Source organism: Bradyrhizobium sp. LeoB3, assembly GCF_055456055.1.
In genome coordinates this window covers 46,559-61,887 of sequence record NZ_JBVBEF010000007.1, presented here as the reverse complement: position 1 = coordinate 61,887, position 15,329 = coordinate 46,559, and the positions used below count along the sequence as shown (strand labels likewise).

Annotated in this window: 13 protein-coding genes and 1 pseudogene; 9 read left to right on the top strand and 5 right to left on the bottom strand. The window is 62.7% G+C overall.

The features are described from left to right. Nucleotides 1–9: 9 nt before the first annotated feature. Nucleotides 10–849, bottom strand: coding sequence for a VOC family protein (locus tag ACZXDY_RS08240; protein ID WP_028168615.1), 840 nt, complete (start codon nt 847–849; stop codon nt 10–12). Between the two features lie 189 nt (nt 850–1,038). Here ACZXDY_RS08240 and ACZXDY_RS08235 point away from each other — a divergent pair, with 189 nt between their 5' ends. Both ACZXDY_RS08235 and ACZXDY_RS08230 read left to right on the top strand, forming a co-directional pair. Continuing rightward, entirely contained in the window at nt 1,039–1,674 is a 636-nt protein-coding gene (locus tag ACZXDY_RS08235) for a 2-hydroxychromene-2-carboxylate isomerase (RefSeq protein ID WP_028168614.1), read from the top strand. Between the two features lie 49 nt (nt 1,675–1,723). Next, nucleotides 1,724–2,923 carry a CaiB/BaiF CoA transferase family protein gene (locus tag ACZXDY_RS08230; RefSeq protein ID WP_464345137.1) on the top strand — a complete coding sequence of 400 codons (1,200 nt, stop codon included), beginning with the start codon at nt 1,724–1,726 and terminating at the stop codon, nt 2,921–2,923. A gap of 135 nt (nt 2,924–3,058) precedes the next feature. Here the strand turns inward: ACZXDY_RS08230 and ACZXDY_RS08225 are convergent, their stop codons facing one another. Together ACZXDY_RS08225 and ACZXDY_RS08220 are read right to left on the bottom strand one after the other, a co-directional pair. After that, nucleotides 3,059–3,733 (bottom strand): glutathione S-transferase family protein, encoded by a 675-nt coding sequence (locus ACZXDY_RS08225; protein ID WP_028169051.1) that lies wholly within the window; start codon nt 3,731–3,733, stop codon nt 3,059–3,061. 1 nt (nt 3,734) lies between these two features. Next, complete coding sequence (locus ACZXDY_RS08220) at nt 3,735–4,475, bottom strand: SDR family NAD(P)-dependent oxidoreductase (protein WP_464345136.1); 741 nt, start codon at nt 4,473–4,475, stop codon at nt 3,735–3,737. 344 nt (nt 4,476–4,819) lie between these two features. On the opposite strand from ACZXDY_RS08220, the gene ACZXDY_RS08215 reads away from it, so the two are divergent. The 5 genes from ACZXDY_RS08215 (at nt 4,820) to ACZXDY_RS08195 (ending at nt 10,722) form a co-directional block, all read left to right on the top strand. Continuing rightward, the gene (locus tag ACZXDY_RS08215; protein WP_464345135.1) at nt 4,820–6,001 is read left to right on the top strand and encodes an acyl-CoA dehydrogenase family protein; all 1,182 of its coding nucleotides are present in this window, start codon (nt 4,820–4,822) and stop codon (nt 5,999–6,001) included. A gap of 19 nt (nt 6,002–6,020) precedes the next feature. Beyond that, complete coding sequence (locus tag ACZXDY_RS08210) at nt 6,021–7,160, top strand: acyl-CoA dehydrogenase family protein (RefSeq protein ID WP_464345134.1); 1,140 nt, start codon at nt 6,021–6,023, stop codon at nt 7,158–7,160. 14 nt (nt 7,161–7,174) lie between these two features. After that, complete coding sequence (locus ACZXDY_RS08205) at nt 7,175–8,359, top strand: acetyl-CoA C-acyltransferase (RefSeq protein WP_464345133.1); 1,185 nt, start codon at nt 7,175–7,177, stop codon at nt 8,357–8,359. Nucleotides 8,360–8,380: 21 nt separating this feature from the next. Then, nucleotides 8,381–9,391, top strand: a complete 1,011-nt coding sequence (locus tag ACZXDY_RS08200) for an NAD(P)H-dependent flavin oxidoreductase (RefSeq protein ID WP_464345132.1) — start codon at nt 8,381–8,383, stop codon at nt 9,389–9,391. Between the two features lie 125 nt (nt 9,392–9,516). Then, nucleotides 9,517–10,722: an ABC transporter substrate-binding protein gene (locus tag ACZXDY_RS08195; protein WP_464345131.1), complete on the top strand. Its 1,206-nt coding sequence runs from the start codon at nt 9,517–9,519 to the stop codon at nt 10,720–10,722. 192 nt (nt 10,723–10,914) lie between these two features. On the opposite strand, the gene ACZXDY_RS08190 is transcribed toward ACZXDY_RS08195, so the two are convergent. Further along, entirely contained in the window at nt 10,915–11,742 is an 828-nt protein-coding gene (locus ACZXDY_RS08190; protein WP_464345130.1) for an enoyl-CoA hydratase-related protein, read from the bottom strand. A 177-nt stretch (nt 11,743–11,919) separates the two neighbouring features. On the opposite strand from ACZXDY_RS08190, the gene ACZXDY_RS08185 reads away from it, so the two are divergent. Continuing rightward, a complete protein-coding gene (locus ACZXDY_RS08185; RefSeq protein ID WP_464345129.1) occupies nt 11,920–12,945 on the top strand; it encodes an aldo/keto reductase in 1,026 nt (341 codons plus the stop codon). 131 nt (nt 12,946–13,076) lie between these two features. On the opposite strand, the gene fabF is transcribed toward ACZXDY_RS08185, so the two are convergent. Beyond that, entirely contained in the window at nt 13,077–14,339 is a 1,263-nt protein-coding gene (gene fabF / locus ACZXDY_RS08180; protein WP_464345128.1) for a beta-ketoacyl-ACP synthase II, read from the bottom strand. Between the two features lie 671 nt (nt 14,340–15,010). Here fabF and ACZXDY_RS08175 point away from each other — a divergent pair. Next, nucleotides 15,011–15,091: pseudogene (locus ACZXDY_RS08175) on the top strand (NAD(P)-binding protein); the annotation flags it as partial. Nucleotides 15,092–15,329: the final 238 nt, after the last annotated feature.

Here is a 15,329-nt window from a genome sequence, read left to right as displayed (position 1 = left end):
CTACGGCTCTTACGAAAGATGCTGCACGAACAGGGTGGGGACGTTGCACGTGCCGTCGCGGAGGGTGAACACCCGCGTTCCCGGCTTGGCACCGGCCTTGACATCGGACACGTTGCGGCCGGCGCGCAGCAGCCGCTCACGGGCGGCGTCGGCATCGTCGACCGACCAGGCGATGCCCCAGAGGCGGTCCGCCTTGCGCGCGTCGCCCTCGGCCGGACGGTGGACAACTTCGATCAGCATGTCGCCGCAGGCAAATTGCATCAATCGGCTTTTGCTCTTTGCGTCGGCGCGGTCGAAGATCAGCTCTAACCCGAGACGCGCGCCGTAGAGCGCTATCGCGCGCTCCGGCTCGTCGGTCGCAACCACCACCAGGTCCATCCTGCGAACCGTAGCCGGCGCTGTCGCTGTGGAGCGGGCCGCTTCGGATAGAAGCTTGCTGAAGCGGATCGGTACGCCATGTGATTGTTCGGCCGGCAAGCCGTTCCGCTTCCAGGAGAGCATCGTGTCGGTCGCAAGATCGCTCCAGGTGATGTCGGCGACATCGTCCGGCTGCAGCGAGATATGTTTCAATCGCCGATAACTCTTTTCGATGTCGTCGACCGCAAAGTCCAGACACCACAGGCCTTCGCCGCTCTCGGCAAGGACGGCGCGGGCGCGCGCACCGAACGCGCCTTCGCCGTTGGGTGCCGCGACCCGAAAGGTGGCGTTGTCCAAAACGAAGAACGCGCTTTCGACGCCATCAGTTCTGGCGCGAAACGCCGGCTCCCTCGCGAGTACCTCGCGATAAGCGGCAATGCCGGTGTCGAGATCGTGAACCAGGACGCTGGTGTGGTCGAGGGTCGTGATCATGAGGGGCGCTCCCTGAGAGGCCGGCTCCGCCGCACAATGCTTCGAGCTTCGGTCGCAGCAGCATATTGGACGGTCTCGAGAATTGACAGTTCATTTTTGGAACTGTATGACGGGGACTAGCCAGGGCATGGCTGCAGATCGCCTACGCGTGGCAGGCGGAGAATAACGGATGCCCGCGAGGAGAGGCCGGTGGGAAATCCCTTGAAGGTTGAATTCCATTTCGATTTCGGCAGCCCGAACGCCTATCTGGCGGAACTCGTGATTCCCTCGATCGAACAGCGCACCGGCGTGAAGTTCGACTATGTGCCGGTCCTGCTCGGCGGAATTTTCAAGGCGACCGGCAACATGTCGCCGGCGGATTCACTGCGCGGCATCAAGAACAAGCCGGAATACATGGCGCTGGAGACCGAGCGCTTCATCCGCCGCCACAACATCACGACCTATCGATCGAACCCGTTCTTCCCGGTCATCACCCTGATGCTGATGCGTGGCGCGGTCGCTGCGCAATTCGAAGGCGTATTCGAGCCCTATTTCCGTGCGGCCTTCCATCACATGTGGGAGGAGCCGAAGAAGATGGATGACGTCGAAGTGGTTCGCGCCGCGCTCAAATCTTCCGGCCTGGACGCCGACAGGCTGATCGCACGGGCGCAGCAGGACGACGTCAAGAAGCGGCTGATCGACCTGACGGCAGACGCGGTCAACCGCGGCGCGTTCGGTTCGCCGACCTTCTTCGTCGGCAAGGAGATGTTCTTCGGCAAGGACCAGCTTCGCGACGTCGAGGAATCCATCGTCGAGCAGACAAGGCAGTTGGCCAAGAGCGCGTGAGCGCCTGGTCGCGGCGGCCGGAGATTGCCGAACAAATAAGGAGAACGTGATGCCGGGCCCTCTCAATGGCGTACGCGTATTGGATCTGACCGGCGTGGTGTCGGGGCCGTTCGCGACCATGTTCCTCGCCGACCAGGGCGCCGACGTTCTCAAGATCGAGCCTGTTGGCGGCGACATCACCCGCCGCAGCCGCGCCACCATAGACAAATCCGGCGAGTTCTCGGCGCTGTTCATTTCCTCCAACCGCGGCAAGCGCTCGCTCGCGATCGACGTCAAGAGCGAGGCCGGCCGCGAGGTGCTGGCCAAGCTCGTCGCGCAGGCCGACGTGCTGGTGCAGAATTTTCGGCCCGGCACCATGGAGCGGCTCGGCCTCGGCGCGGATGAGCTCCGCCAGCGCCATCCGCGCTTGATCTATGTCTCGATCAGCGGGGTCGGCGAGACCGGTCCCTATGTGAAGAAGCGGGTGTACGATCCGATCATCCAGGGATTGTCTGGATTCGCCGACATCCAGTCGCAGCCCATTACGAACCGTCCGCAGATGATCCGCACCATCGTCTGCGACAAGACCACGGCGGTGATGACGGCGCAGGCGGTGGCGGCCGCGCTCTATGCCCGCGAGAAGACGGAGCAGGGCGATCACATCCGGGTCGCGATGCTGGATGCGATGATCTCGTATCTGTGGCCGGAAGGCATGATGCAATACACGGTGGTCGGCGCCGAAGAGACCGCCGCCGATCCGAATGACCGGCCGGATCTCGTGTTCAAGACCAGCGACGGCTACATCACTGCCGGCACGATCTCGGATTCCGAATGGCAGGGCTTTTGCCGCGCCACCGGCGATCCCGAGCTCGCCAAGGATCCGCGCTTTGCGACGCCTTCCGCGCGATCGGTGAATGCGACGGCGCGCATCAACAAGATGGCCGAATATATCGCGCAGCACACCACGGCCGAATGGCTGGAGCGGCTCGATGCCGCCGATGTTCCCTGCGCGCCGATCCTGCGCCGCGCCGAGATCATCCATAACGAGCAGGTGGTGGCGCGCGACATCATCACCGAATTCGAGCAGCCCAAGGTCGGGCGCGTGCGGCAGCCCAAGCCAGCGGCGCGTTTCGAAGTCAACCAGGCGTCGATTGGCGGACCGGCACCCCGCGTCGGCGAGCATTCGCGCGAAGTGTTGCGCGAGCTCGGCTATGACGACGCGGCGATCGATCGGATGGTGAGCGAAAAGGCCGTGCGGGTGGCGGTGTAGGTGCCGCGCAAGCAATAAGCGACGAGTGGGACGCGCTCGCGCGCTCTCTCTCTCTCTCTCTCTCTCTCTCTCCGTTCTTCACGGGGAGAGGGCAGGGACGGGGAGAGGGAGAACTGCTGTCCCGCGCTTGGCTGCTCACGCCCTCGGCGCGGGCGGTGTGACCGGGGCAAGCGGCTTGTTTGCGGCCTGGCCGCGCTGATACGCGTCCCGCTGATGGATGCGCTCGAGATAGGGATGGGCGTGGTCGCAGATGCCGACGCCGTAGGCGATTGCCCAATCCAGGCAAGTGGTGAGCAGGATATCGGCGCTGGTGAAACGATCGCCCATCAGGAATTGGCGGCCGTCGGCGAGCGCGACCTCGACATGGCGCGATTGCTGGCGGAAATACTCCGCCGCCTGCGCCACGACATCGGGCGCGACCCCATAGATGTGGCCCAGCGCATTGCCGCTGTGGCGGCGCATGACGTACAGGCTGGTCGCATCGAGCTCGGCAACGATGAAGAAGCACCATTCGAGCCAGGCGGCATAATCGCGCTGGCTCTCCGGAATCAGCGCACGCTCGGGCGTCGAATAGGTTCGCGACAGATAGGCGACGATCGCTGCACTCTCGCCGATACAGAAATCGCCGTCCTGCAGCAGCGGAATCTTCTGCCGCGGATTGAGCGAAGTATATTCCGTCGTCTTGGTCTCGCCGGTGCGGGGACCGATCGGCCGCGTTTTATAGGAGAGGCCAAGCTCATGCATGGCCCAGTGCGGCCTGATCGTCCGGCTCGTGCCCACGCCCCAGAGGGTCAGCTCCGGCGCGGCCATCTCACCATTTCTCCACCGAGGGGCGCAGATCGAGTTCGTGGGTCCAGCCGTCCCGCGTCTGCTGATGCGCGAACCAATAGGCGTCCGCGATCGACGACGTCTTGGTCAGGCTGTCCTGTGGGATCGCGCTCGCCTCGATGCCGCGGGCCTTCATGCGCTCATGGATGGCCGGGCTGTCGACGCCGGCATCGATGATGAGGTGCACGACATGGATGTTCTTCGGACCGAGTTCGCGCGCCATCGCCTGCGCGACCCCGCGTAGTGCGAATTTCGCCGATGAGAACGCGGCAAAGCCGGTGCCGCCGCGGATGCTCGCGGTCGCTCCGGTGAAAAAGATGGTGCCACGGCCGCGTGGCACCATATAGCGCGCCGCCTCGCGGCCGACCAGGAATCCGGCATAGCAGGCCAGCTCCCAGGCCTTGAAGAACAGCTTTTCGGTGGTCTCGAGCAACGGCTTGTTGACGTTCGAGCCGGCGTTGAAGAGGCAGATATCGATCGGGCCGATCTCTTTCTCGACGCGGGCGAACAGATCCTGGACTTCCGCTTCTTGCCTTGCGTCAACGCTGAGCGCATGGACCTCGTGGCCGGCGGCCTTCAATTCGTCGACCAGCTCCTGCGATTTGGCGGCGTCGCGGCGACAGATGCAGACGGTGTAGCCGCCGTTTGCGAAACGCCGCGCGACAGCCGCCCCGATCGCGTCGCCCGCACCAACCAATATCGCGACCCCGCGGCGTTCCGTCATCCTGTTCTCCCATATAGTTCTTATTTGGTACCGAATTATTAGAAAGCGTCGCGTGCGAAGTAAATGGAAATATTCGATATCGCACCGATATTTGAGCAGCCGTCGTCGTGTCGCCTGTCCGCGAGCCACAGCTCGCAAAGAATTGCAATTGACGAGTTCTAAAAAAGAACGTTAAATGTAAGGAGTGATGAAGTCGCCTCGCGAGCGGCTCGATATCTGTCGGGAGGTCTGAGGTGACGAGTTCGGCAGGGACACTTGGCATCGGCGAAGTCGCAGGCTCCGCGTCGCACGCCATGGAACGCAGATCCGTCTACCTCGGCGGAATTTGATAGGAGCGCTGTCCGATGGAGCTGGTGCTTTCTCCTGAAGAAGCCGCATTTCGCGACGAGGTACGAACCTTCATTGCGGAAAACTATCCGGCGGAGATGCGCGTCCCCAATCCGGACACCGACCTCACCAAGGAGCAGATGCTGCTCTGGCACCGCATCCTCTACAAGAAGGGCTGGATCGCGCCGCTTTGGCCCAAAGAATATGGCGGCCCCGGCTGGTCGATCACCAAGCGCTTCATCTTCGAGCAGGAGACCACGCGCGCCGGAACGCTACCGCCGCTCGCGTTCAGCGTCACCATGGTCGGACCTGTGATCTACACCTTCGGCAATGAGGCGCAGAAGAAGCGATTCTTGCCGCGCATCCTGTCCGGGGAGGATTGGTGGTGCCAGGGCTATTCGGAGCCGGGCTCGGGCTCCGATCTTGCCTCTGTGCGCACCAAGGCGGTGCGCGACGGCGACCACTATATCGTCAACGGCCATAAGACCTGGACCACGCTCGCTCAGCATGCCGATTGGATCTTCTGCCTGGTGCGTACCGACCAGAACGCGAAGCCGCAATCCGGCATCTCGTTCCTTTTGATCGACATGAAGTCGCCGGGCGTCACCGTGCGCCCGATCATCACGATCGACGGCAGCCATGAGGTGAACGACGTTTTTCTAGAAAACGTCCGCGTGCCCATCGCCAATCTGATCGGGGAAGAGAACAAGGGCTGGACCTACGCCAAATTCCTGCTCGGCAATGAGCGCACCAGCATGGCCGGCATCGGCCGCTCGACGCGGTACATCGAGCGACTGAAGAAGATCGTCAAAGCGGAAATTCCCGAAGACGATCCGGCCCATCTCGAATTCCTCAGGGACATCGCCCGCATCGAGCTCGATGTGCTGGCGCTGGAGGCGACCGAGCTTCGTATCGTCGCGCAAATGGCGCGCGGCATCGATCCCGGCCCGGCGGCGTCGCTGTTCAAGATCAGGGGCACCGAGATTTTCCAGGCCATCACCGAACTGACGCACCGCGCGATCGGCAACTACGGACTCGCGATCCGCGAGCATCCGGTGAGCGCCAATCATTTCATGCCGGGGCCGGACTACGGACACACCGTATCGGAAAAATATCTCAACTCGCGCAAGCTCTCGATCTACGGCGGCTCGAACGAGATCCAGCGCAACATCATCGCCAAAGCGGTGCTCGGACTATAGGGCGACGGGAGGCATCGGAATGGACATCCAGTTCACGGAAGAGCAGGAGCTGTTGCGATCGAGCGTGCAGCGTCTGTTGCGCGACCAGTACGATTTCGACGCGCGCCGCAAGATCATCGCGAGCGAGGAGGGCTGGAGCCGCAAACATTGGTCGTCCTTCGCCGAACTCGGCTTGCTTGCCGCGCCGTTCTCCGAGGAGGTTGGCGGACTCGGCGGCGGGCCGCTGGCCACCATGATCATCATGCATGAATTTGGCCGACATCTTCTGGTCGAGCCGTTCTTCGAGACCGTCGTTCTTGCCGGCGGCCTGATCGAAGATTTTGGCTCAGCGGCTCAGCAGGCCACGTATCTCCCTGACATCATGTCCGGAGAGAATGTCTGGGCACTGGCCTGGTCGGAAGGCCGCTCGCGTTACGATCTCGCCCATGTTTCCACCACCGCGCGCCGTGAGGGCGGCAGCTACGTGCTCAGCGGTACCAAGGCGGCGGTCGTGGCTGCGCCCTGGGCTGACAGCCTGATCGTCTCCGCCCGCACGTCGGGCGAGCGGGGTGATCGCAACGGCGTCAGTCTGTTCGTTGTCGATCGCCATTCCCCGAACCTTCATCTGCAGGGCTTTAGGACTATCGATGGCCGGCGTGCGGCCGAGGTTGCGCTGATGAACGTCTCGGTGCCGGCGAGCCAGATGCTCGGGCGAGAAGGCGAGGGCGTTGCTGCGCTCGAGACCTGCCGTGACAGGGCCATCGGCGCGCTCTGCGCGGAGACTGTCGGCGCGATGGGAGAACTGAATGCGGCGACGCTCGAGTACAGCAAGACGCGAAAGCAGTTTGGCGCGACGCTCGGCTCGTTCCAGGTGCTACAGCACCGGATGGTCGATATGTTCATTGCGCATCAGGAGGCGCTCTCCCTGATGCAGCATCTCAATCTCGGCCTTGCATCAAAGGACGCCGGACGCTCGCGGCTTGCGTCTGGCGCCAAGTCGAAGATCGGCTACGCGGCGAAATTCGTCGCCGACCAGGCGGTGCAGCTTCACGGCGGCATGGGCATGACTGACGAGCTCAATGTCGGCCATTACTTCAAGCGGATCTCATCCATCAACATCCAGTTCGGCGACCCCGCCTTTCATGTCCTGCGCTATGCGCAGCTCGACAAGGCCGCCTGAGAAGAGGAAAGCATATGCGAGATGCAGTGATCGTATCGACCGCGCGTACAGGCGTCGGCAAGGCCTATCGCGGCGCGCTCAACAACACGGAAGGGCCGACCATGGCCGGCCATGTGATGGCCGAAGCGGTCCGGCGCGCCGGCATCGAGCCCGGTGAGGTCGAGGACGTGGTGATGGGCTGCGCGATGCAGCAGGGCACCATGGTGATGAACGTTGCGCGCAAGGGCGCGATCCGCGCTGGCTTGCCCGTCACCGTCGCCGGTACCACGATCGACCGGCAATGCGCCTCCGGCCTGCAGGCGATTGCAGTCGCGGCGCGCTCGGTGATGCTGGACGGCGTCGAGGTTGCGATCGGCGGCGGCATCGAGTCGATCAGCCTGGTGCAGAACGAGCACATGAACAGGTTCCACGCTGTCGACGATGAGCTGATGGCGATGAAGCCCGACATGTACATGTCGATGCTGGAGACGGCCGAGGTCGTCGCCGAGCGCTACGGGATAGGGCGCGAGCAGCAGGATGAATACTCGCTCGAGTGCCAGCGCCGCGTCGGCGCCGCCTTGCAGGGCGGCCGCTTCAACGACGAGATCGTGCCGATCACGACCAGGATGGCGGTTGTCGACAAGGATACCAAGGAGATCACCTATAAGGAGGTGACGCTGACGAAGGACGAGGGGCCGCGGCCGGACACGACGGCCGAAGGGCTCGCAAAGATCAAGCCGGTGTTCGAGGGCAAGACGATCAGCGCCGGCAATGCCAGCCAGCTCTCCGATGGCGCCTCCGCCTGCGTGATCATGAGCGACAAGGTCGCCGCGCAGAAGGGACTGAAGCCGCTCGGCACCTTTCGCGGCTTCGTTGCTGCCGGCGTCGAGCCGGATGAGATGGGCGTCGGTCCGGTCGCCGCGATCCCGCGGCTGCTCAAGCGGCACAATTTGAAGGTCGACGACATCGATCTCTGGGAGCTCAATGAGGCCTATGCGGTGCAGGTGATCTATTGCCGCGACAAGCTCGGCATCGACCCTGAAAAACTCAACGTCAATGGCGGCTCGATCGCGATCGGCCACCCCTATGGCATGACCGGCGCGCGGCTGACCGGCCATATCCTGATCGAGGGGCGGCGGCGCAAGGCGAGATACGGCGTGGTGACCATGTGCATCGGTGGCGGCATGGGCGCCGCGGGCCTGTTTGAAATCGTCAACTGATCGGGAAAGCGGAGAAACGTCTTGAAGACAGCGATCACTGAATTGTTCGGCATCCAGCATCCGATCATCCAGGGCGGCATGCACTATGTCGGCTTTGCCGAGCTTGCCGCGGCGGTGTCGAACGCCGGCGGTCTTGGCATCATCACCGGGTTGACGCAGAAGACGCCGGAATTGCTCGCCAAGGAAATCGCGCGTTGCCGCGACCTGACCAACAAGCCGTTCGGCGTCAATCTGACCTTCCTGCCGAGCTTCACCGCGCCGCCTTATCCGGAATATATTGCCGCGATCCGCGAGGGCGGGGTCAAGATCGTCGAGACTGCGGGCCGCAGCCCCGAGCAGTACATGCCGGCGCTGAAGGCCGCCGGCATCAAGGTGATCCACAAATGCACGTCCGTCCGCCATTCGCTGAAAGCCGAGAAGATCGGCTGCGATGCGGTCAGCGTCGATGGCTTCGAGTGCGGCGGTCACGCCGGTGAGGACGATATCCCGAACATGATCCTGCTGCCGCGCGCGGCGGATGAATTGAAGATTCCGTTCGTGGCTTCCGGCGGCATGGCTGACGGCCGCAGCCTCGTCGCGTCGCTCGCGATGGGCGCCGATGGCATCAACATGGGTACGCGCTTCGTCGCGACCAAGGAAGCGCCGGTGCATGAGAATGTGAAGCGGGCGCTGGTGGAAGCCACCGAGCTCGACACCCGTCTGGTGATGCGCGCGCTGCGCAACACCGAGCGCGTGTTGAAGAACAAGGGCGTCGACCGCCTGGTCGAGATCGAGCGCGAGAAGGGCAGGGGGCTGAAGATCGAGGACATTCTCGATCAGGTCGCGGGCGTCTATCCCAAGGTGATGGTCGACGGCGAAATGGATGCCGGCGCCTGGAGCTGCGGCATGGTGGTCGGATTGATCAATGACATTCCGACCGTGCAGGAACTGATCGACCGCGTCATGACCGAAGCCGAGCAGATCATCCGGCAACGGCTCACCGGCTTCCTTGACGGTGTTGTGGCGAAGGTGCCGGCGCGCGCGGTCGCCTGAGAGCTCTTTGAGGTTCCGAGATGTTGGCTGGTTCGCCCGAGCAGGCGAACCAGGCTGCGGGCGGCTGCCTGCATTTTTCTTAAATGATTGGCCTGCGCTTGACGGGCTTTGGAGGGAGGGTAACCATGAAGGTGAAATTGAGTATGGCGGCGGCGTGCGTTGCGGCATCGCTGCTCGCAATGCCGGCGAATGCGGCCGATGAGCCGGGCGTCAGCGCAAGCGAGATCAAGATCGGCGGGATCTTTCCGTTCAGCGGTCCGGCGTCGTCGATCGGTCTCGTCGGGCGCGGCGTACTCGGCTATGTCCAGATGATCAACGATCGCGGCGGCATCAACGGGCGCAAGATCACCTATATCGCGATGGACGATGCCTATAGTCCGCCGAAGGCGGTCGAGCATGCCCGCAAGCTCGTCGAGAGCGACGAAGTCGCGTTCATCTTCAGCCAGCTCGGCACCCCCGGCAATTCAGCGACGGCGAAATATTTGAAGGCGAAGGGTGTTCCTTCGATTGCGATCGTCAGCGGCTCGAGCAAGTTCACCGATGTCGCCGAGTTTCCGCTGACGACGACGGGGCTCGTCAGCTACCAGACCGAGGGCCGCATCTACGCGAAATTCCTCGAGCAGACGCTGCCGGGCAAGAAATACGCGATCCTGTTCCAGAACGATGACCTCGGCAAAGACTATGTCGCCGCGTTCAAGTCGATCCTCAAGGGCGATTTCGACAAGCGCGTCGTCACCGCAGCCTATGAAGTGACGGAACCGACGATCGATTCCCAGGTGGTCAATCTCAAGAGCTCCGGTGCGGAAGGCTTCTTCGTCGCGGGCACGCCGAAATTCGCAGCGCAGGCGATCCGCAAGGCGACCGAGATCGGCTGGAAGGCAACCGTGATCCTCAATTTCCCGTCGAGCTCGATCGGAGGCACGTTGAAGCCCGCCGGACTTGAGAATTCGAAGGGCGTCATCGTCGGCACCATCAACAAGGACCCGACGGATGCAAGGTGGGACAATGACGAGGGCATGAAGGCCTATCGCGCGTTCTTCGAAAAATATCTGCCCGGCGCCGACATCCAGAACACCAGCTACCTCACCGGCTACATGCAGGGCATGATCCTGGAGCAGATCCTGAAGCAGTGCGGCAATGACCTGTCGCGCAAGAACATCATCAAGCAGGCGAAATCGCTGAAAGACTTCGTGGTTCCGACGGCATCTCCTGGCATCAAGGCCAATACGTCAGAGAGCAACAATATGGTCTGGACGCAACTGCAGATGCAGCGCTGGAGCGGCACCAATTGGGAGCCGTTCGGCGCGATCCTGGACGCGAATTCGGAGTGATCTCTCGGCTTTTTCCCGCAAGTGGAACGCTTGTCGCCACAAACACCTTCGTCATTCCGGGCCGCCTCGAAAGTGGCGAACCCGGAATCCATTTCAGCGACAGCGCTTGCAGTCCGATGGATTCCGGGCTCGCGCTACGCGCGCCCCGGAATGACCAGGGCGGTTCTTTCTCACACGCGCCCGAGACGATATTTACTGCCCGTGAAACACCGGCCTGCGCTTCTCAACGAATGCGCGTACGGCTTCGTTGTGGTCGGTCGTGCGTGCCGCGCGGACCATATGCTCGGCTTCCAAATCCATCGAGGTCAGAAGGTCCGACGTGAGGGCATGGTCGAGATTGTCCTTGATGTAACCAAGCGCGATCGGCGGGCCATCGGCGAGCTGCTTCGCCAGTTCTAGCGCGGCCGATCGGAGCTGATCGTCAGGCACGACGCGGTTGACCAGTCCGAATGCTTCGCAGCGCTTGGCGTCAAGACGCTCCGAGAGGAACATCAATTCGCGCGCGCGGGCTGTTCCCGCCAGCCGCGTCAGCAGCCAGGCAACACCGTAGTCGCCGGACAGGCCGATGCGGGCATAGCCGGTCGCCATGATGGCGGACTCGGCCGCGATCCGGATGTCGCAGGCGAGTGCGATCGCAAGGCCTGCACCCGCAGCCGGGCCGGGAAGGGCAGCGACGGTTGGTTTGCGGACCGCCACCAGCACGCCGGTGAGCGTGCGCTGCCTTTCCTGGAGAATGGCGACACGCTCCTCCAGCGTCCGTTCTGGCCGGGCGATGCCGCTGCCCATGCCCTTGACGTCGCCGCCGGCGCAAAAGGCAGTGCCCGCGCCCGTGATCAGGAGGGCGCCAATCTTCGGATCGTCGCCCAGGCTCTTGATCATGCGGCGCAAGGCCGGGGTGAGATTGTCCGACAGCGCGTTGCGCGCCTCGGGGCGGTTCAGCGTCAGGATGGCGACGCGCCCGTCGATATGGCACAGCAATTCGGCGGTGCCGGTTTCAACCTCGGTTCGATCCTCCGGCATGGCCGTGCCCTCCAGTTATATTTCGATCATAATATTATGGTGCGGATCGCGGTGCAATAGAGTGTCAAGTCACTTTCACTCCGCCACGTCATTCCGGATGTGCGCTTGCAGCGGTTCCGGATTTGAATACGATCCTGCGACGCCCTTGGCTGGGCATGCACGATGCGGAGAACACAGATGGAATACCGACGCCTGGGAAAGTCAGGGTTCAGCGTGCCCGCGCTCAGCTTCGGGACCGGCACCTTCGGCGGCGTCGGTCGGCTGGCAGCGTGGGGGAATACCGACGCGACCGAAGCGCGGCGGCTGGTCGACATCTGCCTCGATGCCGGCGTGTCGATGTTCGACACCGCAGATGTCTATTCGATGGGCGAATCCGAACGCGTGCTCGGCCAGGCGATCAAGGGTCGGCGCGACAAGCTGCTGATCTCGACCAAGGCCAGCTTCCGCTTCGGCGAAGGACCGAACGATATCGGTTCCTCCCGTCAGCATCTGCTTGCGGCGGTCGATAGCTCGCTGAGCCGGCTGGGCACCGATTATATCGACCTGTTCCAGTTGCACGGCTTCGATGCGTTCACGCCACCCGAGGAAGTGCTCGCAACGCTCGACATGCTCGTGCGTGCCGGCAAGATCCGCTATGTCGGGGTCTCGAACTTCTCCGGCTGGCACCTCATGAAGGCGCTTGCGGTCGCTGACAAATACGGCTTCCCGCGCTACGTCGCCAACCAGACCTACTATTCGTTGATCGGGCGTGACTATGAGTGGGAGTTGATGCCGCTCTGCCTCGACCAGGGCCTCGGCGCGGTGGTGTGGTCGCCGCTCGGCTGGGGCCGCCTCACCGGCAAGATCCGGCGCAACCAGCCGCGTCCTGATGTCAGCCGGTTGCCGCAGACGTCTTCCTTCGGACCGCCGGTGCCGGATGAGCACCTCTATCGCGTCGTGGATGCGATCGACGAGATCGCCAAGGAAACCGGCAAGAGCGTATCGCAGATCGCGCTGAACTGGCTGTTGCAGCGACCGACCGTCGCCACGCTGATCATCGGTGCGCGCAACGAGACGCAACTGCGCGAGAATCTCGGCGCGATCGGATGGTCGTTGACCAAGGAGCAGGTCGCCAAGCTCGACGAAGCGAGCAAGGTGACGCTGCCTTATCCCTATTGGCACCAACGCTCGACCTTCATCGATCGCAATCCGCCGGCGGTCTAGACCATGATCCGGAAAAGTGGAAACCGGTTTTCCCTCGCGACAAACGCGAAGCGTTTGCGCGGAGATCATGCTCAAACAAGATCTAGGACGGGTGAGCGGAGCAATGGCGGGTGCCTCGCTCCGCAACATGATCACGTCCAGCGTCGCAGGATGATGCTGGCGTTGACGCCGCCGAAGCCGAACCCGTTCGAGATCGCGTGCTCCATGGCCATCGGCCTGGCTTCTCTGGCGACGAGGTCAATGCCCGCTGCAGCATCATCAGGGTTTTCCAGATTGAGGGTTGGCGGCGCTACCTGATCGCGCAATGCGAGAACGGTGAAGATCGCTTCCAAGCCGCCGGCCGCGCCGAGCAGATGCCCCGTCGCGGATTTGGTTGCGCTCACCGCGATCTTGCCTTCGCGACCGAATACCGACTTGATGGCTTCGATTTCGGAGTGATCGCCGGCCGGCGTCGAAGTCGAATGCGCGTTGAGATGCTGCACCTGGCCGGGCTCAAGTCGCGCCTGACGCAGCGCGAGTTCCATCGCGCGGCGAGCGCCGTTGCCGTCCTCGGGGCCTGCGGTGATGTGATGGGCATCCGCGGTGGTGCCATAGCCGATGATTTCGGCAATGGGCTCGGCGCCGCGCTGGAGCGCATGATCAAGTTCCTCGATGACGAGCATGCCTGCGCCTTCGCCCATCACGAAGCCGTCACGGTCGCGGTTGAACGGACGGGATGCACGCTCGGGCGTCTCGTTGAAATCGGTCGATAGCGCCCGCGCGGCGGCGAAGCCACCGAGGCTGACGAGATCGATGCAGGCTTCCGCGCCGCCGCATAGGGCGACATCGGCCTCTCCCGCGCGGATCAGGCGCGCGGCATCGCCGATCGCCTGCACACTCGCGGCGCAGGCGGTGACGGGTGCTCCGATCGGGCCCTTGAAACCATGGCGGATCGAGACGTGGCCGGCCGCGAGATTGGCGAGGAACGACGGCACGGTGAACGGCGACAAGCGGCGAACGCCGCGCTGATCGGTGGTGCGCACCGCTTCGACGATCGCGGGGAATCCGCCGATGCCCGATGCGATGACGGTCGCCGTCCGTTCCGTCGTATGGGCATCGGCCGGCGTCCACGCGGCCTGCGCAATCGCCTCGGCTGCCGCGACCAGCGCGAACAGGATGAAGCGGTCCATCTTACGCTGGTCCTTGGGCGGTGCGCCGAGATCGGGATCGAAGCCGCCTTCGACATCATCGGCCTTCGTCGGCACCATCCCTGCGACGCGGGCCGGCAGCGCGGCCGCCCATGCCGGCAAGGCGCGAAGCCCCGATCGTCCGGCTGATAGCCGCGACCATGCGAGCTCGACGCCGCAACCGAGCGGCGACACCAATCCCATTCCCGTAACGACGATGCGGCGCATCACAACAACACCCTAATGACCTCGCGAGAACCATCCGTTCCCAATCGGAACTTGGGTGCTCGCAAATGGAAAGTCGAGTGGATGGCGTGCAATTTCATGATTGACAAATTCTCGCGTCCTTCGCCGCAGACAATGCTGCGAGCCAATCAGCAGTGCGCTTCCGGCAAGAATGGCAGCTAGGCCGAAGTTATCTTTGGCGCCGAGATCGACGCAGGACCCATCTCGTTCAGGAGCGCTTTGGCCGCGCGAAGATCGGCCGTGTCGAAACCCTCGGTGAAGCGACCGTAGATTTCGGGAAGCGTGGCGTGCGCTTCGCCGGGATCTCCCTGACAGATCTTGAGGCGGGCAAGAGCGCGTCCATGAGGGCATTTTCGATTGTGGGCTGCGGCGGAAGCTGGAACTCGATCCGAGTGAGTCACGGATTATCCGGACCGAACGCGGCATCAGTTATATCTTCGCGCTCTCGGTCGAACAGTTCTAAGGGACGACGAGAGGGCAGCGCCCCGCATTACGGCTGTAACCGTATTCCCCAGGGCAGAGATAATACCGTAGCAAGCAAGGCACAGAGTCTCCTCGCTTGAGGTCCAATTGTGCGTAGCCAAACCAAAGAATCAACCTGCGTCGACGCGTTGCACACAATGCAGCGGCAAGTGCGATAGCGAAGGTGTCACATGAAGGCGATCATCGTAGGTGCGGGTATCGGCGGATTGACCACCGCGCTTTTCCTGAACAAGCACGGCATCGACTGCGATGGTGGCGCGCCGGATCTGGGGTCTTGGCGCAGATTTGTTCGATCCAGTCGCCGCGGTCGTTATCGGCCAGCGCCGCGACAGCAGCGACGTCGTTGTTTTAAATTCATTTAAATTGGCTAATATTTATCAATTATTTAAATAGCGTCGTAGCATAGTTCTGGGAAGAGCCAGGGCGACAAATGCGTCGCACCAACTGGAGCTCGAAGATTAAATCTTCGTAATATTTAATGTTGGATTT